This window comes from Variovorax sp. YR752, from assembly GCF_943372545.1.
Genome location: NZ_CALRZC010000050.1, coordinates 1 through 23,697 on the forward strand (window position 1 = coordinate 1; position 23,697 = coordinate 23,697).

Annotated in this window: 24 protein-coding genes; 10 read left to right on the forward strand and 14 right to left on the reverse strand. The window is 69.8% G+C overall.

Going from position 1 to position 23,697, the window contains the following annotated elements; all coding sequences use genetic code 11:
• Positions 1–221 (reverse strand): AraC family ligand binding domain-containing protein (locus tag AAG801_RS14105; RefSeq protein WP_341888933.1); only part of this gene is annotated, 221 nt, incomplete at its 3' end.
• 109 nt (positions 222–330) lie between these two features.
• Between AAG801_RS14105 and AAG801_RS14110 the strand changes: the two genes are divergently transcribed.
• On the forward strand, positions 331–831 hold the full coding sequence (locus AAG801_RS14110) for a c-type cytochrome (RefSeq protein ID WP_341888934.1): 501 nt from the start codon (positions 331–333) through the stop codon (positions 829–831).
• A gap of 18 nt (positions 832–849) precedes the next feature.
• Here AAG801_RS14110 and AAG801_RS14115 read toward each other — a convergent pair whose 3' ends face one another.
• Entirely contained in the window at positions 850–1,521 is a 672-nt protein-coding gene (locus AAG801_RS14115; protein WP_341888935.1) for a septal ring lytic transglycosylase RlpA family protein, read from the reverse strand.
• A gap of 233 nt (positions 1,522–1,754) precedes the next feature.
• On the opposite strand from AAG801_RS14115, the gene AAG801_RS14120 reads away from it, so the two are divergent.
• Positions 1,755–2,111 (forward strand): hypothetical protein, encoded by a 357-nt coding sequence (locus tag AAG801_RS14120; RefSeq protein WP_341888936.1) that lies wholly within the window; start codon positions 1,755–1,757, stop codon positions 2,109–2,111.
• Between the two features lie 86 nt (positions 2,112–2,197).
• Positions 2,198–3,469 (forward strand): HD domain-containing phosphohydrolase, encoded by a 1,272-nt coding sequence (locus AAG801_RS14125; protein ID WP_341888937.1) that lies wholly within the window; start codon positions 2,198–2,200, stop codon positions 3,467–3,469.
• Between the two features lie 121 nt (positions 3,470–3,590).
• On the opposite strand, the gene AAG801_RS14130 is transcribed toward AAG801_RS14125, so the two are convergent.
• The 7 genes from AAG801_RS14130 to glpD all read right to left on the reverse strand — a co-directional run bounded on the left by AAG801_RS14130 (position 3,591) and on the right by glpD (position 11,121).
• Entirely contained in the window at positions 3,591–5,387 is a 1,797-nt protein-coding gene (locus tag AAG801_RS14130) for an ABC transporter substrate-binding protein (RefSeq protein WP_341888938.1), read from the reverse strand.
• A 93-nt stretch (positions 5,388–5,480) separates the two neighbouring features.
• Positions 5,481–5,789: a DUF2160 domain-containing protein gene (locus tag AAG801_RS14135; protein WP_341888939.1), complete on the reverse strand. Its 309-nt coding sequence runs from the start codon at positions 5,787–5,789 to the stop codon at positions 5,481–5,483.
• A 28-nt stretch (positions 5,790–5,817) separates the two neighbouring features.
• Positions 5,818–6,630, reverse strand: coding sequence for a carbohydrate ABC transporter permease (locus AAG801_RS14140; protein ID WP_341888940.1), 813 nt, complete (start codon positions 6,628–6,630; stop codon positions 5,818–5,820).
• The gene (locus tag AAG801_RS14145) at positions 6,623–7,504 is read right to left on the reverse strand and encodes a sugar ABC transporter permease (RefSeq protein ID WP_341888941.1); all 882 of its coding nucleotides are present in this window, start codon (positions 7,502–7,504) and stop codon (positions 6,623–6,625) included. The genes AAG801_RS14140 and AAG801_RS14145 overlap by 8 nt, the downstream gene beginning before the upstream one ends.
• Positions 7,501–8,532 (reverse strand): ABC transporter ATP-binding protein, encoded by a 1,032-nt coding sequence (locus tag AAG801_RS14150; protein ID WP_341888942.1) that lies wholly within the window; start codon positions 8,530–8,532, stop codon positions 7,501–7,503. Before AAG801_RS14150 ends, AAG801_RS14145 begins: the two co-directional genes overlap by 4 nt.
• Before the next feature lies 1 nt (position 8,533).
• Positions 8,534–9,598, reverse strand: a complete 1,065-nt coding sequence (locus AAG801_RS14155) for an ABC transporter ATP-binding protein (protein ID WP_341888943.1) — start codon at positions 9,596–9,598, stop codon at positions 8,534–8,536.
• Positions 9,589–11,121: a glycerol-3-phosphate dehydrogenase gene (gene glpD / locus AAG801_RS14160; RefSeq protein WP_341888971.1), complete on the reverse strand. Its 1,533-nt coding sequence runs from the start codon at positions 11,119–11,121 to the stop codon at positions 9,589–9,591. The genes AAG801_RS14155 and glpD overlap by 10 nt, the downstream gene beginning before the upstream one ends.
• Positions 11,122–11,368: 247 nt before the next feature.
• On the opposite strand from glpD, the gene AAG801_RS14165 reads away from it, so the two are divergent.
• From AAG801_RS14165 to AAG801_RS14180, 4 genes are all read left to right on the forward strand, one after another.
• Entirely contained in the window at positions 11,369–12,136 is a 768-nt protein-coding gene (locus AAG801_RS14165; protein WP_341888944.1) for a DeoR/GlpR family DNA-binding transcription regulator, read from the forward strand.
• Positions 12,133–13,626 (forward strand): glycerol kinase GlpK, encoded by a 1,494-nt coding sequence (gene glpK, locus AAG801_RS14170; protein ID WP_341888945.1) that lies wholly within the window; start codon positions 12,133–12,135, stop codon positions 13,624–13,626. The genes AAG801_RS14165 and glpK overlap by 4 nt, the downstream gene beginning before the upstream one ends.
• A 79-nt stretch (positions 13,627–13,705) precedes the next feature.
• Positions 13,706–14,095 carry a VOC family protein gene (locus AAG801_RS14175; RefSeq protein ID WP_341888946.1) on the forward strand — a complete coding sequence of 130 codons (390 nt, stop codon included), beginning with the start codon at positions 13,706–13,708 and terminating at the stop codon, positions 14,093–14,095.
• Positions 14,096–14,109: 14 nt separating this feature from the next.
• On the forward strand, positions 14,110–14,820 hold the full coding sequence (locus AAG801_RS14180; RefSeq protein WP_341888947.1) for a YafY family protein: 711 nt from the start codon (positions 14,110–14,112) through the stop codon (positions 14,818–14,820).
• A gap of 22 nt (positions 14,821–14,842) precedes the next feature.
• Here AAG801_RS14180 and AAG801_RS14185 read toward each other — a convergent pair whose 3' ends face one another.
• Positions 14,843–15,220 carry a DUF4148 domain-containing protein gene (locus AAG801_RS14185; RefSeq protein ID WP_341888948.1) on the reverse strand — a complete coding sequence of 126 codons (378 nt, stop codon included), beginning with the start codon at positions 15,218–15,220 and terminating at the stop codon, positions 14,843–14,845.
• A 179-nt stretch (positions 15,221–15,399) separates the two neighbouring features.
• On the opposite strand from AAG801_RS14185, the gene AAG801_RS14190 reads away from it, so the two are divergent.
• The 3 genes from AAG801_RS14190 to AAG801_RS14200 are packed head-to-tail and all read left to right on the forward strand — an operon-like array spanning position 15,400 to position 18,071.
• On the forward strand, positions 15,400–16,083 hold the full coding sequence (locus AAG801_RS14190; protein WP_341888949.1) for a heavy metal response regulator transcription factor: 684 nt from the start codon (positions 15,400–15,402) through the stop codon (positions 16,081–16,083).
• Positions 16,080–17,420 carry a heavy metal sensor histidine kinase gene (locus AAG801_RS14195; RefSeq protein WP_341888950.1) on the forward strand — a complete coding sequence of 447 codons (1,341 nt, stop codon included), beginning with the start codon at positions 16,080–16,082 and terminating at the stop codon, positions 17,418–17,420. The genes AAG801_RS14190 and AAG801_RS14195 overlap by 4 nt, the downstream gene beginning before the upstream one ends.
• Before the next feature lie 9 nt (positions 17,421–17,429).
• Entirely contained in the window at positions 17,430–18,071 is a 642-nt protein-coding gene (locus tag AAG801_RS14200) for a glutathione S-transferase family protein (protein WP_341888951.1), read from the forward strand.
• A 483-nt stretch (positions 18,072–18,554) separates the two neighbouring features.
• On the opposite strand, the gene AAG801_RS14205 is transcribed toward AAG801_RS14200, so the two are convergent.
• Genes AAG801_RS14205 through AAG801_RS14220 form a run of 4 tightly spaced genes read right to left on the reverse strand, consistent with a single transcriptional unit; the run spans position 18,555 to position 23,610 of the window.
• Positions 18,555–19,913, reverse strand: coding sequence for a tetratricopeptide repeat protein (locus tag AAG801_RS14205; RefSeq protein WP_341888952.1), 1,359 nt, complete (start codon positions 19,911–19,913; stop codon positions 18,555–18,557).
• Positions 19,883–21,283: an amidase gene (locus AAG801_RS14210; protein ID WP_341888953.1), complete on the reverse strand. Its 1,401-nt coding sequence runs from the start codon at positions 21,281–21,283 to the stop codon at positions 19,883–19,885. The genes AAG801_RS14205 and AAG801_RS14210 overlap by 31 nt, the downstream gene beginning before the upstream one ends.
• 9 nt (positions 21,284–21,292) lie before the next feature.
• Entirely contained in the window at positions 21,293–22,777 is a 1,485-nt protein-coding gene (locus AAG801_RS14215) for an ABC transporter substrate-binding protein (RefSeq protein ID WP_341888954.1), read from the reverse strand.
• Positions 22,774–23,610: an ATP-binding cassette domain-containing protein gene (locus AAG801_RS14220; protein WP_341888955.1), complete on the reverse strand. Its 837-nt coding sequence runs from the start codon at positions 23,608–23,610 to the stop codon at positions 22,774–22,776. The genes AAG801_RS14215 and AAG801_RS14220 overlap by 4 nt, the downstream gene beginning before the upstream one ends.
• Between the last annotated feature and the right edge of the window lie 87 nt (positions 23,611–23,697).

The following is a 23,697-nucleotide window of genomic DNA, read 5'->3' on the forward strand; positions in this document are numbered from 1 at the left end:
AGCACCAGCGTGTCGGCCGGGGCGAGATGGTCCTCGCCGCGGTAGCGGAAGCGCTCGACACCGGCCTCGATCGCACCCAGGCCGAAGGCCTCGTGGGTGTGCGGCTCGAAGGCATGGCGCACGATGTGCGCGCGGTACAGCTCCACGCCCGGGCGGTGCACGGGGCGCTTGAACTCGGCGGCATCGAGCGGGTGCTCGAAGGTGTCGGGAACGGCTTGCATGGCGGCGCTGCGCCGCGGATTGTGCGCCGCCGCGGCTGATCTTCGGCAAGGCAGGGGCCGATGACGGCCACCAGAATGACCGCTCCCCGATCACGCAGGAGTGGCGAACATGGTGACCTCCCGCAATCTCCGTTGCCGCGCAAGCGGCCTCGCCGTGCTGGCCGCGGCCCTGCTTCTGGCCGGCTGTGCCGCGGTGGAGGTGAGCAACCGCCAGCCGGCCCAGGAACTGGCGCAGGCAGCCCGCCCGCCCGGCTCTGTCTACACCGGCTGGCGCGTCTTCCAGGAGCGCTGCGCAGGCTGCCACGGGGCAACGGCGGCCGGCACGGCGCAGGCGCCCGACCTGCTCGAGCGCGTGCGCACCATGGGCCCGCGCCAGTTCGTCGGCCGGGTGCTGAACCGCTACGACTGGGGGCTGTCGGCCTCCCAGACGGGCAGCGAAGGTGCTGCGCGCGAGGCGCTGGTCGAAGAGATCATGCAGCGGCGGCAGGGCGCGCTGAACATGCCGGCATGGCGCGAAGAGCCGCGCGTGAATGCGCACATCGCCGATCTGTACGCCTACCTCTCTGCGCGTGCCGAAGGCCGCCAGGGGCCGGGCCGGCCGGCGCCGTAGCCGGCCGCACTGCGCGCGCTACTCCGCTGCGTTGGTGGCGATCCGCTGCGGCGGCAGCTTCCACGCGCCGCTGCGGATCTGCGCGTGCGTCAGCCGGCGCACCTCCACCGGCGCGATTCCAGAGATGCCGAGCTTGCGCGCCGCGGCGCGGCTGAGGTCGATGATGCGGCCGGGCTTGAACGGGCCGCGGTCGTTGATCCGCACCACCACCTCGCGCTTGTTGCGCGGATTGCGCACCACTGCATAGCTGGGCAGCGGCATGGTCTTGTGCGCGGCGGTCATCGCGTGCATGTCGTAGACCTCGCCGGTGGCCGTGCGCCGGCCATGGAACGGATGGCCGTACCACGAGGCGATGCCGCTCTCGACCAGTGGAACGTCCTCGTTCTCCGGCTCGTAGAGCTCGCCCTTGATCTCGTAGGGCACGTTGGGCGCACGCTGCGGGATGGCGACCACGCGCGGCACTGCATCGGGTGGGTCGCGGCGCGGCGCGGGCTTGGCCGCCACCGGTGGAGCCGCTGCCACTGGTGGCGGCGCCGGTGGTGGTGCGGGGGCAGCCACAGGCTCGGCTGCTGCCCCCGGCCATGGCAGGGAAATCGCCGGCAGGCGCAGCGAGCTGCAGCCGCTGGCCAGTGCGGCGCTGAGCAGCGCGGCGCCGAGGCGCAGGCCACGCGGGACTGGAAGACTGTCCATGGCGGCAGTGAACGGCAGCCCGGCCGGCCGCTGCAGCCGCGGAAACAGTTGTGCGCCGTCATCCGTGACAAGCGCCCGGAACGCGCCGGCACGATGGGGGGAGGTGCAAGTAACCGCAACAGCCGGCTGCGGCGTGCGCGCCACAGCGAAGGCCGGCGCGCTGTCATCCCGAGTGCGGATGCCCGGCGCCGCGCGGCACGGAATGCTGCACTCCCGTCATCAGGAGTGCGGCCATGTCCATCAGCGTCAAGACAGAGAACGTGAGCACCCCCTCGCCGGTGCGGGTGGAGATGACCGATGCGAGCGGCGCGCATGTCGAACTGGTGCTGCTGGTCGGTGACCAGAAGCCCATCCGGCACGCCTTCGACACCACCGAAGGCACGATCAGCGCGCCACTGCACCGCCTGCGCCGCGGCGACCACCCCTGCACGCTGGTCGTGCTGGCGCTGACCCACAAGGACAACCCGAACGGCCGCTACGACGTGTCGGTCAAGGTCAACGGCCAGCCGGCGGCGTCCGCGAACGGGAAGATCCCGGCGGGCCGCGGCAACGACACCGGGCGCGGCGACTTCGTGCTCTCCGTGCTCTAGAAGCGCGGCTGCAACAGGTAACACCCGCGGCCTTGGGTTCGCCGCGTGCGCGCCGATAAAGGTGTCGACACGTGAAGGAGAACCCCATGTCGACGTCGACCGCGGCCGCCTCGGCCTTCCAGTCCGCCAACCCGCATGCGCTGGCCACCATCCTGGCCGCCAGCGAGACGCAGCGCATCATCGCCGCGACCGACATCTTCGACCTCGCCGGCACCAAGCTGTGGGCGCGCAACCAGCCGGTGTCGGCCGAGCTGCAGCGCAAGCTGCTCGACCGCAAGCTGCGCGAACCGCTGGAGAGCTGCCTGATCGCCGAGGATGGTGTGACGGGCGCGTCGCTGGCCGACAGCCTCGAACGACTCGTCGAGGGCGACGCGCGCCTCGCGCCCATGCTGCGCCCGCATGCCGCCAAGCTGCTGCGCGAGGTCGCCCACCTGCCGCTGCATCCGGTGGCGCAGCTGCTGCTCAGCGCCGGGCGCGCGGCGCGGCCGCAGGCCTTCGACCACGCCATCGCCGCGATGGGCCTGGCCGGCGCGCTGATGGTGGCGCATGGCGGGCAGACGCCGGAGATCCGGCTGGCGATGCTCGCCGGCCTGCTGCACGACCTCGGCGAGATGTACATCGACCCGCTGCACGGCGAGGCCGAGGCCGACCGTGAGCTCGACCCGCTGAGCTACCGCCAGCTGGTCGTGCATCCGCACGTCGGGCTGCTGCTGGTCGCGCAGCTGACCAACTACCCGGGCTCCGTTGCCCGCGCGGTGGCCGAGCACCACGAGCGGCTCGACGGTTCAGGCTACCCGCACGCACGCCAGGGCGAGGGCCTGTCGCCGCTGGGCCGGCTGATGGCCGTCACCGACGCCGCGCTGGCCGCGCTGCGCGGACCGCACGAGCAGCTGCTGCACGCCAGCATCGCGCTGCGCGCCGTGCCGGGCGAGTTCGACATGGCCTGGGTCGGCCAGCTCGCCCGCGTGGCGCGCGAGCAGCCGCCGCTGCAGCCGGCCATGCTGCCGGCCGAGATCCGCGCCCGCCGCGCCGCGCTCGAAGAGGTGCTGCAGGCTGCCGAAGACGACACCGCGCTGCTCACCGTCGGCGCACGCTCGCCGGACATGCGGGCCGCGCTCGAGCTGGCGCAGTTCCTGATCGGCCGGCTGCGCGCCGGCTGGAACGAGAGCGGCCTGTGGAGCCCGCAGGCCGCGGCCGGCAGTGATGCCGCCGAGGTCGAGGCGATGGAGGACGAGCTGTACTTCCGCCTGCGCGGCGTGCAGCGCGCGGTGATGCTGCGCGCCGGCGTACTGCTGGCCGACGAGTCCGCCCGGCTGAAGGCCTTGTGCGACTCGCTGCCGATGGGGCGCTCGGCCTGAACGCCCGCAGCGGCGGCCGCTCCACCGGCGCAAAAAGGCCCCCGACGCTTGCGCCTCGGGGGCCGAAAGGAGCGCAGCGACCGGCCGCCGCGCTCGTTGCTGGTTCAGTGGTATTCGGGGATCAGCGCACCTTGCCGGCCTTCCAGGCGTCGAGCAGCGTCTGGTAGGCGATGGTCTCGCCCTTCGGCTTCTCGTTGGCCAGCTTCTTCCACGGCGCGCCCTTGTCGCTCAGGTACTTCGACGGGTCGGCCTTGGCGTTGAGCTTGGGCGCGCAACGGGCCATGCCGGCGCGCTCGAGGCGGCTCATCACCTGGTCCATCTCCTCGGCCAGCGTGTCCATCGCCGCCTGCGGCGTCTTCTCGCCGGTCACCGCCACCGCCACGTTCTTCCACCACAGCTGCGCGAGCTTCGGGTAGTCGGGCACGTTGGTGCCGGTCGGCGTCCAGGCCACACGCGCCGGGCTGCGATAGAACTCGACCAGGCCGCCGAGCTTGGGCGCCAGGTCGGTCATCGCCTGCGACTGGATGTCGCTTTCGCGGATCGGCGTCAGGCCGACGATGGTCTTCTTCAGCGACACCGTCTTCGACGTGATGAACTGCGCGTACAGCCACGCCGCCGCGGTCTTGTTCGCATCATGCTCGGCGAAGAAGGTCCACGAGCCGACGTCCTGGTAGCCGTTCTGCATGCCCTGCTTCCAGTACGGGCCGTTCGGGCCGGGGGCCATGCGCCACTTCGGCGTGCCGTCGGCGTTGACCACCGGCAGGCCCGGCTTGGTCATGTCGGCGGTGAAGGCCGTGTACCAGAAGATCTGCTGCGCGATCTGGCCTTGCGCGGGGACCGGACCGGCCTCGCCGAAGGTCATGCCGGTGGCTTCCTTCGGCGCGAACTTCTTCATCCAGTCGACGTACTTGGTCAGCGCGTAGACCGCGGCCGGCGAGTTGGTCGCACCGCCGCGCGAGACGCTCGCGCCCAGCGGCGTGCAGCCGTCTTCGCTGGCGCGGATGCCCCACTCGTCGACCGGCTTGCCGTTCGGGATGCCGATGTCGGCGGTGCCGGCCATCGACAGCCAGGCGTCGGTGAAGCGCCAGCCGAGCGACGGATCCTTCTTGCCGTAGTCCATGTGGCCGTAGATCGGCTTGCCGTCGATCTCCTTCACGTCGTTGGTGAAGAACGCGGCGATGTCCTCGTAGGCGCTCCAGTTCAGCGGCACGCCGAGGTCGTAGCCGTACTTCTTCTTGAACTTCTCCTTCAGGTCGTCACGCGCGAACAGGTCGGCGCGGAACCAGTACAGGTTGGCGAACTGCTGGTCGGGCAGCTGGTAGAGCTTGCCGTCCGGCGCGGTCGTGAAGCTGGTGCCGATGAAGTCCTTCAGGTCCAGGCCGGGGTTGGTGAACTCCTGGCCGGCGCCCGCCATGTAGTCGGTCAGATTCATGATCTTCCCGTAGCGGTAGTGCGTGCCGATCAGGTCGGAGTCGGAGATCCAGCCGTCGTAGATCGACTTGCCCGACTGCATCGAGGTCTGCAGCTTCTCGACCACGTCGCCTTCCTGGATCAGGTCGTGCTTGACGGTGATGCCGGTGATCTCGCTGAAGGCCTTGGCGAGCGTCTTGCTCTCGTACTCGTGCGTCGTGATCGTCTCGGAGACGACCGAGATCTCGGTCACGCCCTTGGCCTTGAGCTTGGCGGCCGCGTCGACGAACCACTTCATTTCCTCGGCCTGCTGGGCCTTGCTCAGCGTCGACGGCTGGAACTCGCTGTCGATCCAGCGCTGGGCGACTTCGCCGCCCGCAGGTGCCGCGGCCGCAGGCGATGCGGTCGCTGCCGGGGCCTGGGCGGCGGGTGCCGCCGGCTCTTCCTTCTTGCCGCAGGCCACCAGCACCAGCAGGGCTGCGGCCATCGCGGTGTATCGCAGTTTCATGTCCATCTCCTCATTCTTCGACTTCCCCGTGTGCGTTGGTGTCAACACGGCCCCGGGGAAGCTCCGGGCCGGATTGCGAAAACAGCAGGCGCGTCAGCCGCGCCGCATGATCAGTGCGAGCAATGCCATCGAGAGCAGGAAGCTGATCCAGATCGACGGCTCCTGCGCCAGGCTCAGCCACGTCATCAGCTTCTCGCTGACGGCGACGAACGCCAGGTTGACGTACGCAGCGCCGAGCAGGCCGATGAACAGGCGGTCGCCGCGCGTGGTGGCGATCGGCAGGAAGCCGCGCCGCTCGACGGTGGGGGACTTGAGCTCCCACACCGTCATGCCGATCAGCATCAGCACGATGCAGGTGAAGAACACCGCCACCGGAAGGGTCCAGGCCATCCAGTTGAACATCAGTCTCTCCAGGAATGAAAAGGTCCGCTCATACGCGTCCCATCGCAAAACCCTTCGCGATGTAGTTGCGCACGAACCAGATGACGATCGCGCCGGGCACGATGGTCAGCACACCGGCCGCGGCGAGCACGCCCCAGTCCATGCCGGAGGCGCTGACCGTGCGCGTCATCGTCGCGACGATCGGTTTGGCGTTGACGCTGGTCAGCGTACGCGCCATCAGCAGCTCGACCCAGCTGAACATGAAGCAGAAGAACGCCGCCACGCCGACGCCGGCCTTGATCAGCGGGATGAAGATGGTCAGGAAGAAGCGCGGGAAGGAGTAGCCGTCGATGTAGGCAGTCTCGTCGATCTCGCGCGGCACGCCGCTCATGAAGCCTTCCAGGATCCACACCGCCAGCGGCACGTTGAACACCAGGTGCGCCAGCGCCACCGCGATGTGCGTATCCATCAGGCCCAGCGTCGTGTAGAGCTGGAAGAAGGGCAGCAGGAACACCGCCGGCGGCGTCATGCGGTTGGTCAGCAGCCAGAAGAAGACATGCTTGTCGCCCAGGAATGAATAGCGGCTGAACGCATAGGCGGCCGGCAGCGCGACCAGCAGCGAGACCACCGTGTTGATCGCGACGTAGATCAGCGAGTTGATGTAGCCCGAGTACCAGGACACGTCGGTGAAGATCACCTTGTAGTTGTCCCAGGTGAAGGCCTGCGGCCACAGCGAGAAGACGCCGAGGATCTCTTCGTTCGTCTTGAAGCTCATGTTGACCATCCAGTACACCGGCAGGATGGCGAACAGCAGGTAGGCGATCAGGAAGATCACCCGCTTGTGGAAACGCTGCTCATGCATGGGCCTGCTCCTTGTCGGCCGTGCCCACGCGCTGCATCCAGTTGTAGAGGATGAAGCACAGCAGCAGGATGATCAGGAAGTAGATCAGCGAGAAGGCCGCCGCGGGGCCGAGGTCGAACTGGCCGACCGCCTTCTGCGTCAGGTACTGGCTCAGGAAGGTCGTCGCGTTGCCGGGCCCGCCGCCGGTCAGCACGAAGGGCTCGGTGTAGATCATGAAGCTGTCCATGAAGCGCAGCAGCACGGCGATCATCAGCACGCCGCGCATCTTCGGCAGCTGGATGAAGCGGAACACCGCCAGCTTGCTGGCGCCGTCGATGCGCGCGGCCTGGTAGTAGGCGTCGGGAATCGCGCGCAGGCCGGCGTAGCACAGCAGCGCGACCAGCGGCGTCCAGTGCCAGACGTCCATCACCAGCACCGTCAGCCAGGCGTCGGTGGCGTTACCGGTGTAGCTGTAGTCCACACCCAGCTTCGCCAGCGCGGCGCCGAGCAGGCCGATGTCGGTGCGGCCGTAGATCTGCCAGATCGTGCCGACCACGTTCCAGGGGATCAGCAGCGAGATCGCCACGATCACCAGCACCGCGGAGGCCTTCCAGCCGTGGGCCGGCATCGACAGCGCGAGCAGGATGCCCAGCGGGATCTCGACGATCAGCACGGCCAGCGAGAAGCCGATCTGGCGCAGCAGCGCGCCCTGCAGGTCGTCGTCGCGCATCACCGCCTTGAACCACTCGGTGCCGACGAAGACGCGCCGCTCGGGCGAGATGATGTCCTGCACCGAGTAGTTCACCACCGTCATCAGCGGCAGGATGGCCGAGAAGGCCACGCACAGCACGACGGGCAGGATGAGCAGCCACGCCTTCTGGTTGACGGGCTTCATGCGACGAGCTCCTCGTTGCGGTAGTAGCAGGTGTGCGCGCCGACGATGGACAGCCAGACCGCCTCGCCCGCCTTCGGAATGGGCTGCTCGCCGGACAGCCGCGCGCGCAGCATGGTGCCGTCGGCCAGCGTGGTGGTCAGCAGCCAGTAGGTGCCGATGTCCTGCGCCGTCTTCACCGTGCCGGGCACGGCGCCCGCGGCGTTCGGCGCGGCCAGCGTCACATACTCGGGACGGATGCCCAGCAGCGTCGCACCCGCGGGCGCACCCGAGGTCAGTGTGGCCGGCAGGAAGTTCATGCCCGGCGAGCCGATGAAGTGGCCGACGAAGGTGTGGCGCGGGCGCTCGAACAGATCGGACGCGGTACCCACCTGCACCGCGCGGCCGCGTGTCATCACCACCACCTGGTCGGCGAAGGTCAGCGCCTCGACCTGGTCGTGCGTCACATAGACCAGCGTCAGCTTCAGCTCGTGGTGGATCTGCTTGAGCTTGCGGCGCAGCTGCCACTTCAGGTGCGGGTCGATCACCGTCAGCGGCTCGTCGAACAGCACGGCCGACACGTCTTCGCGCACCAGGCCGCGGCCGAGCGAGATCTTCTGCTTGGCGTCGGCGGCCAGGCCCGCGGCGCGCTTGTCGAGCTGCGCGCTCATCTCCAGCATCTCGGCGATCTGGCCGACCCGCTGCTTGATGCGCTCCGGCGCCACGCCACGGTTGCGCAGCGGGAAGGCGAGGTTCTCGGCCACGGTCATCGTGTCGTAGATCACCGGGAACTGGAACACCTGGGCGATGTTGCGCTCCTGCGGCGACAGCCGCGTGACGTCGCGCTCGCCGAACTTCACCGTGCCCTGCGAGGGCACGACCAGGCCGGAGATGATGTTCAGCATGGTCGTCTTGCCGCAGCCCGAGGGGCCGAGCAGCGCATAGGCGCCGCCGTCGGCGAAGCTCATCTTCAGCGGCAGCAGCGCGTAGTCCTCATCCTTCTGCGGATTGGGGCGGTAGCTGTGCGCCAGGTCGAGATCGATGCGGGCCATCTCAGTTTCCCCCCGGCGCGACGAGCAGGTCGCCGGCCGCATCGAACACGTAGACCTGCGCCGGGTTCAGGTACAGCGTCACCGCCGAGCCGAGCTCGAACTGGTGCACGCCGGTGAGCTGCGCGACGACTTCGCCGACCTGGGTCGAGACGTGCACGAAGGTGTCGGAGCCGGAGATCTCGGCCAGCTCCACCTGGCCGGGCAGGGCGAGGTCGCCGCTTCGCTGCTGCACGCGCAGCGCGCTGGCGCGCACGCCGATGGTCAGCGTGCCGCTCGAGCCGGTCGGCATCGGTACCGAGAGATTCACGCCGGCGGCCAGCGTGACGCCGATGGCCGCGCTGCTGGCCGGCAGCAGGTTCATCGGCGGGTCGCTGAAGGCGCGCGCCACGCGGATCGACTTCGGCCGGCGGAACACCTCGGCCGTCGGCCCGTACTGCAGCAGCTCGCCGCCGTCGAGCACCGCGGTGTAGCCGCCGAGCAGCAGCGCCTCGGTGGGCTCGGTGGTGGCGTAGACCACGGTCGAGTCGCCGGCGGCGAAGAGTTGCGTCAGCTCCTCGCGCAGCTCCTCGCGCAGTTTGTAGTCGAGGTTGACGAGCGGCTCGTCGAGCAGCATCAGTGGCGCCTTCTTGGCCAGTGCACGCGCCAGCGCCACACGCTGCTGCTGGCCTCCGGAGAGTTCGGCCGGCAGCCGCTTCAGGAAGGGCTCGATGTGCAGCTTCTCGGCCAGCTCCTGCACACGCTGCGCGATGTTCGCTTCACCCCGGAGCTTGAGCGGCGAGGCGATGTTGTCGGCCACCGTCATCGACGGGTAGTTGATGAACTGCTGGTAGACCATCGCCACGTTGCGCTCGCGCACCGGCATGCCGGTCACGTCCTGGCCGTCGGCGAGCACACGGCCGGTGTGCGGCTTGTCCAGCCCGGCCATCACGCGCATCAGCGTGGTCTTGCCGGCCTGCGTCGCGCCGAGCAGCACCGTCACGGCGCGCGGCACGAGCGTCAGGTCGAGCGGGTAGAGGTGGGTCGAGGCGCCCACCTTCTGCTCGATGCGTTCGAGCGTCAGTTCCATTGGGTCTCCGTCGGGGCCGAAGCCAGTGTGCCCCAGTGCCGGCGGCACCAGTGATCCACCGCGGCGCGGTGGTGTTCGTCATAGTGCAGGCCGAGCTTGCTGCGCCGCCACAGCACGTCGTCGGCGCTGCGCGCCCACTCTTGATCGTGCAGCAGCTGCAGCTCGGCTTCGTACAGGCCAGGCGCCACCTCGGCACCGAGCGGCTGCTCGAGCAGCGTTGTCGCGCGCGAACCGTAGGCGCGGGCCAGGCGCCGCACCAGCGGCGTCGGCAGTTCGGGATGGGCGAGCGCGAGCGCTTGCACGAAGCGGCTGAAGTCGGTGTCGGGGCGCTGCGCGGCGCCGATGGTCGCGCTCAGGTCGCCGCCGGGCAGAAAGGCCTGCTCGGTCCAGGAGCCTCGTTTCACGGCGAGCGGCGCGGCCAGCAGGTCGGCGGCCTCTTCGGCGAGCTTGCGGAAGGTGGTGATCTTGCCGCCCCAGACGTTGAGCAGCGGTGCCTGCGCGGTGTCGAGTTCGAGCGAGTAGTCGCGCGTCACCGCCGAAGGGTCGCCCGACTCGTCGTCGAGCAGCGGGCGCACGCCGGAGTAGCTCCACACCACGTCGGCCGGCCGCACCGGCTTGGCGAAATAGCGGCTCGCCTGCTCGCACAGGTAGGCGGTCTCGTCGGCATCGATGCGCGCCGCGCCGATCGCGCCGTGGTGCTCCACGTCGGTGGTGCCGATCAGCGTGAAGTCGCCCTCGTAGGGGATGGCGAAGATGATGCGCTTGTCGGGGTTCTGGAAGATGTAGGCATGGTCGTGCTCGAACATCCTCGGCACGACGATGTGACTGCCCTTGACCAGGCGCAGCGACTTCGGCTTCGGCGCGTGCGCATGTTCGGCCAGGAACTGCGCCGCCCACGGGCCTGCGGCGTTGACCAGCGCGCGCGCCGTCACCGTGCGGCGCGAACCATCGGGCATCGCCAGCGCGGCCTGCCACTGCCTGGCGCTGCGCTGCGCGTCGACGCAGGCGGTGCGCGTCAGCACCGTCGCGCCGCGGGCCTGCGCGTCCAGCGCGTTGAGCACCACCAGGCGCGCGTCGTCGACCCAGCCGTCGGAGTAGACGAAGCCCTTGCGGAAGTCGCGCTTCAAGGGCACGCCGGTGGTGTGCGTGCGCAGGTCGACGGTGGTCGAGCCGGGCAGCACCTCGCGGCGTGCCAGGTGGTCGTAGAGGAACAACCCGGCGCGGATCATCCACACCGGCCGCATGCCGGGGTCGTGCGGCATCACGAAGCGCAGCGGCCACATGATGTGCGGCGCGCTCTTGAGCAGCACCTCGCGCTCGGCCAGCGCCTTGCGCACCAGCGAGAACTCGTAGTACTCAAGGTAGCGCAGCCCGCCGTGGATCAGCTTGGTCGACGACGACGAGGTGTGCGAGGCCAGGTCGTCCTTCTCGACCATGACCACCTTCAGGCCACGGCCGGCGAGGTCGCGCGCGATGCCGGCACCATTGATGCCGCCGCCGACGACGAGCACGTCGCAGGCGATCGCGGCATCGGCTGCGCTGGAATGGGTGTCCTGGCGCCAGCCTTCGGGGCGGGGGTGGTTCAAGCGGTCTCCGGGAATGGGGCCGGTGCGCGTCCGGCAGGTTCGGTGGCTGTCTGGACTCTGTCTCGCGGAATGTTCGTTTGTGTTCGTTTGTGCGCTTCTTTTTTCTTTTTAGCGCAGACTCGAACCCGAAGCAAGATGGGTAAGCCCTGTGGTTTTCCCGAAACGCGCCGCTACGCTCGCCGCCATGACGCCCAACCCACGCCAGTCGGACCTGCTGGAGGAAGTGCGCGCGCGCGGCTCGGTCTCGGTCGAGGCGCTGGCCGAACGTTTCGGCGTGACGCTGCAGACCGTGCGGCGCGACGTCAAGCTGCTGTCCGACGAAGGCCTGCTCGCACGCTTTCACGGCGGCGTGCGCGTGCCGTCCTCGACCACCGAGAACATCGCCTACCGCCAGCGCCAGAAGCTCAACGAGACGGCCAAGCAGCGCATCGCCCGCGCGGTGGCCAAGGCCGTGCCGGAGAACTGCTCGCTGATCATCAACATCGGCACGACCACCGAGGCGATCGCCCGCGAGCTGCTGCGCCACAAGGGCCTGCGCGTGATCACCAACAACTTGAACGTCGCGGCGATCCTGTCCGACAACCCGGACTGTGAGGTCATCGTTGCCGGCGGCGTGGTGCGCTCGCGCGACCGAGGCATCGTCGGCGAGGCGACGGTGGACTTCATCGCGCAGTTCAAGGTCGACATCGCATTGATCGGCATCTCGGCGATCGAGGCCGACGGCACGCTGCGCGACTTCGACTACCGCGAGGTGAAGGTGGCGCGCGCCATCATCGGCCACTCGCGCGAGGTCTGGCTGGCCGCCGACCACAGCAAGTTCAACCGGCCGGCGATGGTCGAGCTGGCGCGCCTCGACCAGATCGACGCGCTGTTCACCGATGCGCCGCCGCCGTCGCCGTTCCCGTCGCTGCTGGCTGAGGCCGGCGTGAACCTGCATGTGACCGAACCATGAGCAAGTACATCCTCGCCCTCGACCAGGGCACCTCCAGCTCGCGCAGCATCGTCTTCGATGCGGGTGGCCGCATCGTCGCGATGGCGCAGCGCGAGTTCCGCCAGATCTACCCGCAGCCCGGCTGGGTGGAGCACGACCCGAAGGAGATCTGGGCCACGCAGCTCGCCACCGCGCAGGAGGCGCTGGCCAAGGCGAATCTGAAGGCGAGCGACATCGCCTCGATCGGCATCACCAACCAGCGCGAGACCACGGTGGTGTGGAACCGCCGCACCGGCGAGCCGGTCTACAACGCGATCGTCTGGCAGGACCGGCGTGCCGAGCCGACCTGCGCGGCGCTGCGCGCGCGCGGCCTGGAGGAGACCTTCCAGCGCAAGACCGGCCTGATCCTCGACGCCTATTTCTCCGGCACCAAGCTGAAGTGGATCCTCGACAACGTTGAAGGCGCACGTGCCGCGGCGCTGGCCGGTGAGTTGGCCTTCGGCACCATCGACAGCTGGCTGATGTGGCAACTCACCGGCGGCGCGGTGCACGCCACCGACGTCAGCAACGCCTCGCGCACGCTGATGCTCAATGTGCACACCAACGGCTGGGATGACGAGCTGCTGAAGATCCTCGACGTGCCGGTCGAGGTGCTGCCGGCGGTGTGGCCGTCGTCGCATGCCTACGGTCATACGCGTGCCGACTGGCTCGGCGCGTCGCTGCCGATCGGCGGCGTGGCCGGCGACCAGCAGAGCGCGCTGTTCGGTCAGGCCTGCTTCCAGGCCGGCCTGGCGAAGAACACCTACGGCACCGGCTGCTTCATGCTGATGCACACCGGCAGCCAGTTCCAGAGCTCGGCCAACGGCCTCATCACGACCAGCGCGGCCCAGCCCACCGGCACGCCCGAGTTCGCCTTCGAGGGCAGCGTGTTCATCGGCGGCGCGGTGGTGCAGTGGCTGCGCGACGGGCTGCAGGCGATCAAGGGTTCGGGCGAGGTGCAGCAGCTCGCGCAGAGCGTGCCCGACTCCGGCGGCGTGATGTTCGTGCCCGCCTTCACCGGCCTGGGCGCGCCGTACTGGAAGCCCGAGGCGCGCGGCGCCATCGTCGGCCTGACGCGCGGCAGCACCGTGGCGCACATCGCGCGCGCGGCGCTGGAGAGCATCGCCTTCCAGAGCGCAGCGCTGCTGCAGGCGATGAGCCGCGATGCGGTGGCCAACGGCGGCGCGCCGGTGGCCGAACTGCGTGTCGACGGCGGCGCCTGCGTCAACGACCTGCTGATGCAGTTCCAGGCCGATCTGCTCGGCATTCCGGTGGTGCGCCCGCAGGTGATCGAGACCACCGCGCTGGGCGCGGCCTACCTCGCCGGTCTGTCCTGCGGCATCTACAGGAGCCTCGACGAGCTTTCGGCGCAGTGGCAGGTCGAGCGGCGCTTCCTGCCGACCCTGTCGCGCGAACGTGCCGGCGAGCTGATGCAGCGCTGGGAGCATGCGGTCGCGCAGGCGACGCTGTAGGCTCGCGGACTGCTGACACCACGCTGTCAGCAGCGGCCGCGCAGCATCGCGGCCTCGTCGCTCGCCTCCGGAGGACCGCATGCAGCTCGGCTACACCATCGTCTACGTCGCCGACCCGGGCGCCTCGCTCACCTTCTTCGAGCGGGCCTTCGGCTTGGTGCGGCGCTTCCTGCACGAGTCGGGCACCTATGGCGAACTCGAGACGGGGGCGACGACGCTGGCCTTTGCCCAACACGCCATCGCGCGCGACAACCTCGGTCATGACTACGTCGCGGCGGACACGTCGCACGTGCCGCTGGGCATGGAGATCGGCCTGCTGAGTGCCGACGTGCCCGCCGCCGTGCAGCGCGCCGTCGACGCCGGCGCCACGCTGCTGAAGGCGCCGGCCACCAAGCCCTGGGGCCAGACCGTGGCCTATGTGCGCACGCCCGACGGTACGCTGGTCGAGCTGTGCACGCCGATGGGCTGAAGCCGGTCGACAAGATGCGCCGAGCCGAGCGCCTGTTCCAGATCATCCAACTGATCCGTGGCCGGAGGCTGTCGACCGCGCGCTTCCTCGCCGAGCGGCTGGAGGTGTCGGAGCGCACCGTCTACCGCGACGTGGCCGACCTGCTCGCCCAGGGCGTGCCGATCGAGGGTGAGGCGGGCGTGGGCTACCGCATGCGCGCCGGCTTCGACCTGCCGCCGCTGATGTTCACCGCCGATGAAGCGCGCGCACTGGTGGCCGCGGTGCGACTGGCGCAGTCGCGGCTGGACACCGAACTCGCGGCGCGTGCCGAGAGCGCGCTGTCGAAGATGCTCGCCGTGCTGCCGCCGGCCGCGCGTGCAGCGGCCGAGAGCCTGGCGATCTATGCGCCGCCGGTCGGGCCCGACGAGGCCACGCGCGAGCGCCTGCAGCGGCTGCGTGTGGCGGCCGAGCAGCGGCGTGTCGTGCAGATGCGCTACCTGGATCTGAAGGGCTGCGCCAGCGAACGCCGGGTGCGGCCGCTGGGCTGCTTCTACTGGAGCGAGGTGTGGACGCTGGCCGCCTGGTGCGAGACACGCGCCGACTTCCGCAACTTTCGCGTCGACCGCATCGAACGCCTCGAGGTGCTCGACGAGCGCTTCCGCGACGAGCCCGGCCGCACGCTGGCCGACCTGTTCCGCCAGGTCGAGGGCGAGATGGGCGAGCGTGATCGGGCGACCGACGCCTGACGGCGTCGGTGCGCCGCAAACATCACTTCGCCGCGGTGGTCATGCCGCCGTCGAGCGCACGCACGCCGGCGGCGCGGATCTGCTCGAGCTGCGCCGGCGTCGCGATGCGCACGCCGCCTTCGCTGGTGTCGATCAGGCCGAGGCGCATCGCTTCGCGCGTCTCGGCGGCCACCTGGGCGCGGCTCAGTTGCGAGGCCGCCTTCGGGGCGACGGAGGCTTCGCCGTAGCTGGCGGCTTCGCTGCGCGGGGCGGCGTTCAGGGTGGCGATCACTTCGGCGCGCGTCGTCGACGACTTCAGCACCGGGGCGGGGAAGTCCTGCGTGCCTTCCTGGGCAAAGGCGGCGCCGGTGCCGGCGAAGGAAACGAACAGGGCGGTGGCGATCAGGGTCTTGGCGTTCATGATGGTGTCCTCGGGGTCAGAGGGTTGATTCGGTTCGGTGGTGCCGGCGTTGTCGTCGGCATGGGGTGAACTGTAGAAACCGACCCTCGCGCTTTCCCGAACAGCGAGATGACAAATTCGTAATCCAGCGCGCACGCCATCGGTGCGAACATTCGCACCGTTGTCAACCTGTGGTCACCATGCGCCTGCTCGTCATCGAAGATGAACCCAAGCTCGCCGACTACCTGCACAAGGGCCTGTCGGAGAACGGCTACGTCGTTGACGTGGCCAGCGACGGCATTCGCGGCCGCCTGCTCGCCTGCGAGGGCGAGTACGACCTGGTGCTGCTCGACCTGATGCTGCCCGGCATCGACGGCTTCGGCGTGCTCAAGGCGATGCGCGAGCGCGGCCAGACGCCGGTGCTGATGCTCACCGCACGCGACAAGATCGAGGACCGCGTGCGCGGCCTGCAGGACGGCGCCGACGACTACCTCGTCAAGCCCTTCGCGTTCTCCGAACTGCTGGCGCGTGTCGGGGCGCTGCTGCGCCGCGGCAGCAACGGCGCCAGCGGCGGCGGCACGCAGCTGCGCCTGGCCGACCTGGAGATCGACCTGGCCAGCCGCAAGGCCCAGCGCGAGGGCAAGCGCCTGGACCTGACGGCCAAGGAGTTCACGCTGCTGACGCTGCTGCTGCGCCGGCGCGGCCAGGTGCTGTCACGCACCACGCTGGCCGAGCAGGTGTGGGACATGAACTTCGACTCCGACACCAACGTCGTCGAGGTCGCAGTGCGCCGCCTGCGCGCCAAGCTCGACGATCCGTTCCAGAACAAGCTGCTGCACACCGTGCGCGGCATGGGCTACGTGCTCGAGGATCGTTCCGCATGAAGGCGCTGTGCAGCCACTCGATCAGCCTGCGCCTGTCGCGCAAGCTGGCGATCTTCACGATGGTCATGCTGGCGGCGCTGTTCGTCGGCGCCTGGCTGTCGGTGAAGATGATGATCGTGCAGAAGAACGCCGAGGACGCCCGCTTCCGCGGCAACGTGATCGCGCAGATCCTCGCGCTGGAGCTGCAGCGCGGCGGCGAGCAGGCCTGCCTGGCGCGCGTGCGCGCCGACGCGCCGATGCGCGCCAACACCCGGCTCGAACTGTGGCGCGCCGACGGCACGCCCTTCTACGCCGACGAGGCGGCGGGCTCGCATGCGATGTCGGCGCACACGCAGAGCGTCGACTTCGACATCCCCGCGCCGCAACTCGCCGGCGGCTTGCTGAAGGCGCGCTATACGATGGACTTCGCCAGCGATGCGAGGTTCGGCCGCAAATGGCTGTACGTCTTCGTCGTCGTCACGCTGGCCGGCGGCGCGCTGGTGGCGCTGGGCAGCTTCTGGCATGTGCGACGCGGCCTGCAGCCGCTGCGCGAACTGGCCTCGCAGACGCGCGCCATCTCGCCGCGCGGGCTCGACCAGCGCCTCTCGCTCGCCGACCCGGCCGAGGAACTGCTGCCCTGGATCGAGCAGTTCAACGCACTGATGGAGCGGCTGGAGCGTGCCGTCGCGCAGCTCGAGGCCTTCAATGCCGACGTGGCGCACGAACTGCGCACGCCGCTGGCCGCGCTGATCGGCCACACCGAGGTGGCGCTGTCGCGCGAGCGGCCGGCCGACGAGCTGCGCGACACGATGCTGTCCAACCTCGAGGAGGCGCAGCGCCTGGCCGCGCTGGTCAACGACATGCTGTTCCTCTCGCAGGCCGACCGCGGCGCCGCCGCGCGGCGCGGTGCGGCGAACAGCCTGGCGGCGCTGGCGGCGCAGGTGGTCGAGTTCCACGAGGCGATGCTCGAGGAGGCCGGCCTGACGGTGCGCATCGATGGCGACGCGCAGGCCGCCGTCGACGAACCGCTGGTCAAGCGCGCGATCGCCAACCTGCTCGGAAACGCGATCCGCTTCGCCAAGCCCGGCTCCTGCGTGGTGGTGCGCATCGCACCGGACGAAGCCGAGCAGGTGCGTGTCGAGGTCGAGAACGCCGGCGCGGCGATCGCGCCGCAGCACCTGACACGGCTGTTCGACCGCTTCTTCCGTGTCGACGAAGCCCGGCCGGGCAGCAGCCAGTCTCACCACGGCCTGGGCCTGGCCATCGTCGCGGCGATCGCGCGCATGCACGCCGGGCGCCCGCTGGCCGAATCGCACGACGGCACCACGCGCGTCGGCTTCACGCTGGTGCCGCAGTAGCATCGGCAGATGATCCAACTGCACTACTTCCCCGGCAACGCCAGCATGACGCCGCACATGCTGCTCGAGGAACTCGGCGCGCCCTACGAGCGGGTGCTGGTCGACCGCACGAAGAACGCCCACCACTCGCCCGAGTACCTGAAGCTCAACCCGAACGGCAAGATCCCGGTGCTGGTCGACGGTGATCTCGTGCTCTACGAGACCGCGGCGATCGTGCTGCACCTGGTCGACACGCACGCCGCGGCGAGCCTGGCGCCAGCCCTCGGCACGGCGGAGCGCGCGCAGTTCTACAAGTGGCTGATGTGGCTGACCAACACGCTGCAGGCCGAGATGATCCTGTACTTCTATCCGGAGCGCTGGGCCGACGGTGCCGACGGCGCCGCGCAGGTCAAGCGCCATGCCGAGGCGCACATCGCCAGCATGATCGACCAGCTCGAGGCCGAGTTCGCCCGCCACGGCGGGCCCTGGTTCCTGGGTCAGCGCTTCAGCGCGCTCGACCCCTTCGTGCTGATGCTGTGCCGCTGGACACGCGGCATGGCGCGGCCGGCGCGCACGCTGCCGAACCTCGGCCCCTACCTGCAGCGCATGCTGGCGCGGCCGGCGGTGCAGCGTGCCTGCGCGAACGAAGGGCTGGGCGAGCCGCTGGTCTGAGGCGGTCTCGCGGGTGAGCCTCTCGGTCCGCCGTCGCTTCGCGGCCCTGAGCTGAAGTCTGTGTGTGTCTGCTTTCGTGCCTCCTTTGAGCATCACGGCAGGCGCTGGGGTTCCTCGACCGGCATGCCACGGCTGGCTCAGCAAAGGCGCGTGCGGACAGGCTGGAGCGCGCCTCTGAGGCGCTGAGCAGCGCAGGGCTTGCGGCAGGCGCGCGGCAGCGCGCGTCGTAGACTGACTTGCCGCCGGCTGTCTGATCGAAGCGAACGAAGTGAGCGCAGCGAGTTGGGCGGCCTGCCGCGAGCCCGAGCAGCACAAGGAAGTCGGCCCACCGGGCCGACCGCCGAAGCGAAGCGCGGAAGCCTGTCCGCACGCGCCTTTGCCGCTCCGACCTCAACCCGCACAGCAGACGTCGAACTTCCGCATAGGGCCGCGAGCCGCCAATCGCTCACGCGACTTCCCGAGCCTTTGAACGCGGACTCGATGTCAGGCGCGACCCATGCACTGGCGCCAGTGTTCGACCTGAGGCGTCGCACCGCGCGCGAGCTGCCGCTCGTTGAGCAGTGCGCGGCCGAGCGCGCGCTCGCCGCCGGGCATCGCACAGGCGGCGAGCAGGGTCTGGTCGACAAGGTCGCGTTGCGCGTGGCTGCCGCCGAAGCGGTGTGCGGTTTCGCGCAGCGGGGCGAGCAGGCGGATCGACTCGGCAGCTTCGCCAGCTGCGAAGGCCAGCAGGCCGCGCATCAGCGGCAGGCCGACCTCGCGCGCCATCGCCGTGTTGCTGCCGCTGCCGCGCTCGGCGCGGCGCTGCACCGCGGCGAGCAGCGCCTGCGCGCGGGCTGCATCACCCAGGCCGATCAGCGCGATCAGCATGTGCGCATCGTTGAAGGCCGAATGGCCGGCGTCGCGCGGCGTCAGGTCCCAGCCGTCGGCAAGGTCGGCCCAGCGTGGCCCGAGCCCGTCGGCACCGAGCAGCCGCAGCCGCCACAGCAGCGCCGCGCCGTCCAGGCGCTGCAGCGTCAGCACCGCGTGCGCGCTGCCCTGGTGGGCGTCGTGCAGCGCCAGCGCGCCGGGCAGATCCATCGCTTCCAGATGGAAGAGCGCGAGATGCCACCAGTGATGACCGGCGAAGCCGTTGCCCTCGTCCCAGACCGGCTGCTGCTCGTGCAGCCAGCGCCGGCCCTCGTCGAATCGGCCCTGCATCTCCATCACATGCGCCACCGCATGCGTGGCCCAGGGCACCTTGGCCTCGCCCGACACGGCCTCGCGCCCGATCGCTTCGGCCTGCGGATAGAGGTTGCACTCCTCCAGCCCGAAGGCGTGCATGCCCAGCAGGTAGGGCCGCAGTGCATCGTCACGCGGCCACTCGGGCAGCACACGTGCCACGCGGCCGCGCAGGTTGCGCGCATCGCCGCGGTAGAAGTCGAACAGATGTGCCCACTGCAGCGCGTAGAGGTCGCGCGGGTGGTCGAGCAGGATCTGCTCCCAGGCCGCACAGGCACCGTGCCAGTCGCCGGCGGCGCAGCGGTCGGCTGCGGCCCAGTGGGCACGCTCGCGCTCGGGCGCGTTCGCCGCCAGCAGGTCGGCCTGGTCGAGCGCGGCGCGCGCATCGGCCAGCAGCGAAGGCTCGGTCAGCGTCAGCAGGAAGGCGGCCCGCATCACGTGCGGCAGCATCCAGCCGGGGTCGGCGGCGATGGCGGCATCGATGTCGGCCAGCGGTGCGTCGAAGAACGAGCACATGCGCCACAGCGCGGTCTCGGCATGTGCCAGAGCTTCCGGAGACGAGGTGCCGACCGGGTTTCCGCGGCGGTCCTGCTTCATGCTCGGGCCGAGGGCGGCTGCGGCCACGACCGCTGCACCGGGCACATCTGCTCCCAGGCGTGCGCGACCTGCAGCACGCCGAGGTCGTCGTGGCGGTGGCCGGTGATCTGCAGCCCGATCGGCAGGCCGCCCGAGGTGTAGCCGCAGTTGATGCTCGCCGAGGGCTGCTCGCTCATGTTGAAGGGCAGCGTGAAGGCAATGTGCTCGAAAGGCCGTGCCGGGTCGTTGGTCGGGCAGGGCAGTTCGGCGGCGAAGGCCGCGATCGGTGCGGTCGGAGAGATCACCATGTCGAAACCCGCACACGCGGCCACCGCCGCTTCGCGCATCGCACCCATCTGGCTGTAGCCGCGGAACACCTGTTCGCCGCTCAGCCCGGCGCCGCCGCGCGCCCACTCGACGATGAAGGGCAGCACCTTGGCGCGGCGCGCCTCGGGCAGTGCCGAGATGTCCATCCAGCTGCGGCAGCGCCAGAAGGCGTCCATGCCGTCGATCATCGTGCGCGTCATGAAGGGCGGTACCGTCTCGACGATCGCGCCGGCGGCCTCGAAGGCCTTCGCCGCGGCCTCGACGGCGGCGCGCACCTCGGCATCGACCGGCAGGCCCCAGCCGGCATCGAGCTGCAGGCCGATGCGCAGGCCGCGCACCTCGCGGTGCAGGCTCTGCCAGGCGATGTCCTGCCAGGGCAGGCTCATGGTGTCGCGTGCATCGGGGCGGCTGAGCACGCCCATCATCAGCGCCGCGTCGGCCACCGTGCGTGTCATCGGCCCTGCCACACGCCCGGCATACGGAGGAAAGATCGGGATGCGGCCGAGGCTGGGCTTGAGCGTGAAGATGCCGCACCAGGCGGCGGGCAGGCGCACCGAGCCGCCGATGTCGGTGCCCAGGTGCAGCGGCCCGTAGCCGGCGGCGGCGCCGGCGGCTGCACCGGAACTGCTGCCGCCGGGGTTCTTCGTCAGGTCCCACGGATTGCGCGTCAGCGGGTGGAAGCTCGACAGCCCCGAGGACAGCATGCCGTAGTCGGGCATGGTCGTCTTGCCGAGGATGACCGCGCCGGCCTCGCGAAGCCGCGCTGCCGGCGGTGCGTCCTCGGCCGCCGGCACCAGCTCGGTGGCGGCGGTGCCCAGCGGCACTGGCGTGCCGCGCGTGGCGATGTTCTCCTTGATCATCGCCGGCACGCCATCGAGCGCGCCCTGCGGCTCACCCCTGATCCAGCGCGACTGCGAGGCCTCGGCCTGTTCCAGTGCAGCTTCCGCGTCGAGCGCGTAGGTGGCGTTGAGATGCGGCTCCCACTGCGCGATGTGGCGCAGCACGGCGCGCGTGGCCTCCACCGGCGAGGCCGCCTTGCGCTGGTAGAGGTCGAGCAGCTCGATCGCCGTCAGTTGGTGCAGCTCGGCCATCGGCTCAGCTCACCAGCTCAACGCCGCGAGGTCGTTGGCGAAGATCGGCGAACTGCTCCACAGGCCCTTCAGCGGCTTGCGCGCCACCGCGAACTGCGGCAGCTGGAACAGATACGCGTTGACCTGGTCGGTGGCCAGCAGGCGCTGGATGTCGCCGGCCAGTTTCAGCCGCGCCTTCGGCTCGGTGCTGCCGTTGTACTTGGCCAGCAGCTCGCGGAAGGCCTTGCTGTCGTAGCCCCAGTAGTAGGCCGGGTCGGCGTAGCGGTCGAAGTCCAGCGGTTCGACGTGGCTGATGATGGTCAGGTCGTAGTTGCCCTTGAACGCGCCGGAGAGCCACTGCGCCCACTCGACGTTCTCGATCTTCGCGACGATGCCCACCTTGGCCAGCTGCGCGGCGACGATCTCGCCGCCCTTGCGTGCGTACTGCGGCGGCGGCAGCGTCAGCGTGACGTTCAGCGGCGTCGCCACGCCGGCTTCCTTGAGCAGCGCCTTCGCCTTCTCGGGGTCGTGCGGGCTCATCCCGGTGAGGTCGACGTAGCCGGCATCGCTGGGCACCATGTGGCTGCCGATCGGCGCGCCGTAGCCTTCCATCGCACCGTCGACGATCGCCTTGCGGTCCACCGCGGCGGCGATCGCGCGGCGCACGCGCACGTCGTCGAAGGGCTTGCGCTTGTTGTTGATGGCGACGATGGTCTTGCCCTCCGTGCCGCCGATCTCCACCGTGAAACGCTTGTCGGCCTGGAACTGCTTCAGGTTCTGCGGCGCGCCGAAGCGCGGCATGCCATCGATGTCCCCGGCCAGCAGGGCCGACACCTGCGCGGCCGGGTCGCTGATGAAGCGGTAGGTCACCTTTTTCATCTTCACCGTCGAGGCGCTGCGGTACGCATCGTTCTTCAGCAGCGTGATCGACGAACCCTTCTTCCAGTCCTCGAAGCGGAACGGCCCGGTGCCGATGGGCTTCGTGGCCGTCGTCGCCGCGCTCTTCGGGTCGAGGATGACCGCCGTGGTCTCGCCCATGCGGAAGAGGAAGTTGCCGTCGGCCTGGTTGAGCACCAGGATGACGGTGTGCGGGTCGGGCGTGTCGATGCGGCTGATGTTGTCGAACACCGCCTTCTTCGCCTTGTTGGTCGAGCCTTCCGCCTTGGCGCGCTCGAAGCTGAACTTGACGTCGCTGGCGTCGAAGGCCTCGCCGTCGTGGAAACGCACGCCGCGGCGCAGCGTGAAGGTGTACACCTTGCCGTCCGGGTCGATCGTCCAGCGCTCGGCCAGCAGCGGCGACACCGTGCCGTCCATGCCGATCTTCGTCAGCCCTTCCAGCACGCTGAGGTGCACCACCTCGCCGATCGCCGCGGCAGAGGCCGCGGTCGGGTCCAGCCCGGGCGCGGGCTCGAGCGTCATGCCGAGCACGACACTGTCGCGCTGTCTCTGGGCGTATGCGGTGGCGGCCAGCGTGGCGATCAGCAGGCCGCAGGCGAAGCGGAAGGCAGGTCTCATCGGGGCAGCTCCTCGGAAGTCGCCGCCACTGTAGCGGACGGCGGCTCGAACGGTTCGTGCGCATCGATCAGCGCGCGTGTGTATGCGTGCTGCGGCGCGCGGAAGATGCGCGCGCTGTCGCCGCGCTCGACGATGCGGCCGTGCTGCATCACCACCACCTCGTCGCAGACGTGGTCGATCACGGCGAGGTCGTGGCTGATCAGCAGGTAGGTGACGCCGTAGCGCTGCTGCAACTCGATCAGCAGGTTGAGTACCTGCGCCTGCACGGAAACGTCGAGTGCGCTGACCGGCTCGTCGGCGACGATCAGCCGCGGCTTCGTGATCAGTGCACGCGCGATCGCGATGCGCTGACGCTGGCCGCCGGAGAACTCGTGCGGGTACTTGCTCGCATCGGCCGCGCGCAGGCCCACCGCGTCCAGCACCTCGGCGACCGCGCTGTCTCGCTGCGTGTCGCCGGCCAGCGTGAGCGGCTCGGCGACGATGCGGCCGATCGTCTGGCGCGGGTCGAGCGAACCGTACGGGTCCTGGAACACCATCTGGAAGCCGCGACGCGCAGCGCGCAATTCGGCCGCAGGCAGGCGGCTCAGGTCCTGGCCCATGAACTCGACACGGCCGCTGCTCGGCGCCTCCAGCGCCATCGCCAGGCGCGCCAGCGTCGACTTGCCCGAACCCGACTCGCCGACCACGCCAAGGCTGCGGCCAGCATGCAGTTCGAGGCTGACGCCGCGCAGCGCATCGACCACCGGCGCCGGCGAGAACAGGCTCTCGCGCGGCAGTGTGTATCGGCGCGTGACCTCATGCAGGGCGAGCAGGGGCGGCGCGGTCTCCGTCATGTGCCGATGATGCCCGAGGCGCGGTGCGCCTCGCTGACGTATCCGGTAGCGCGTGCTTGCGGCTCGTCACCGATATGTGGCCCACAT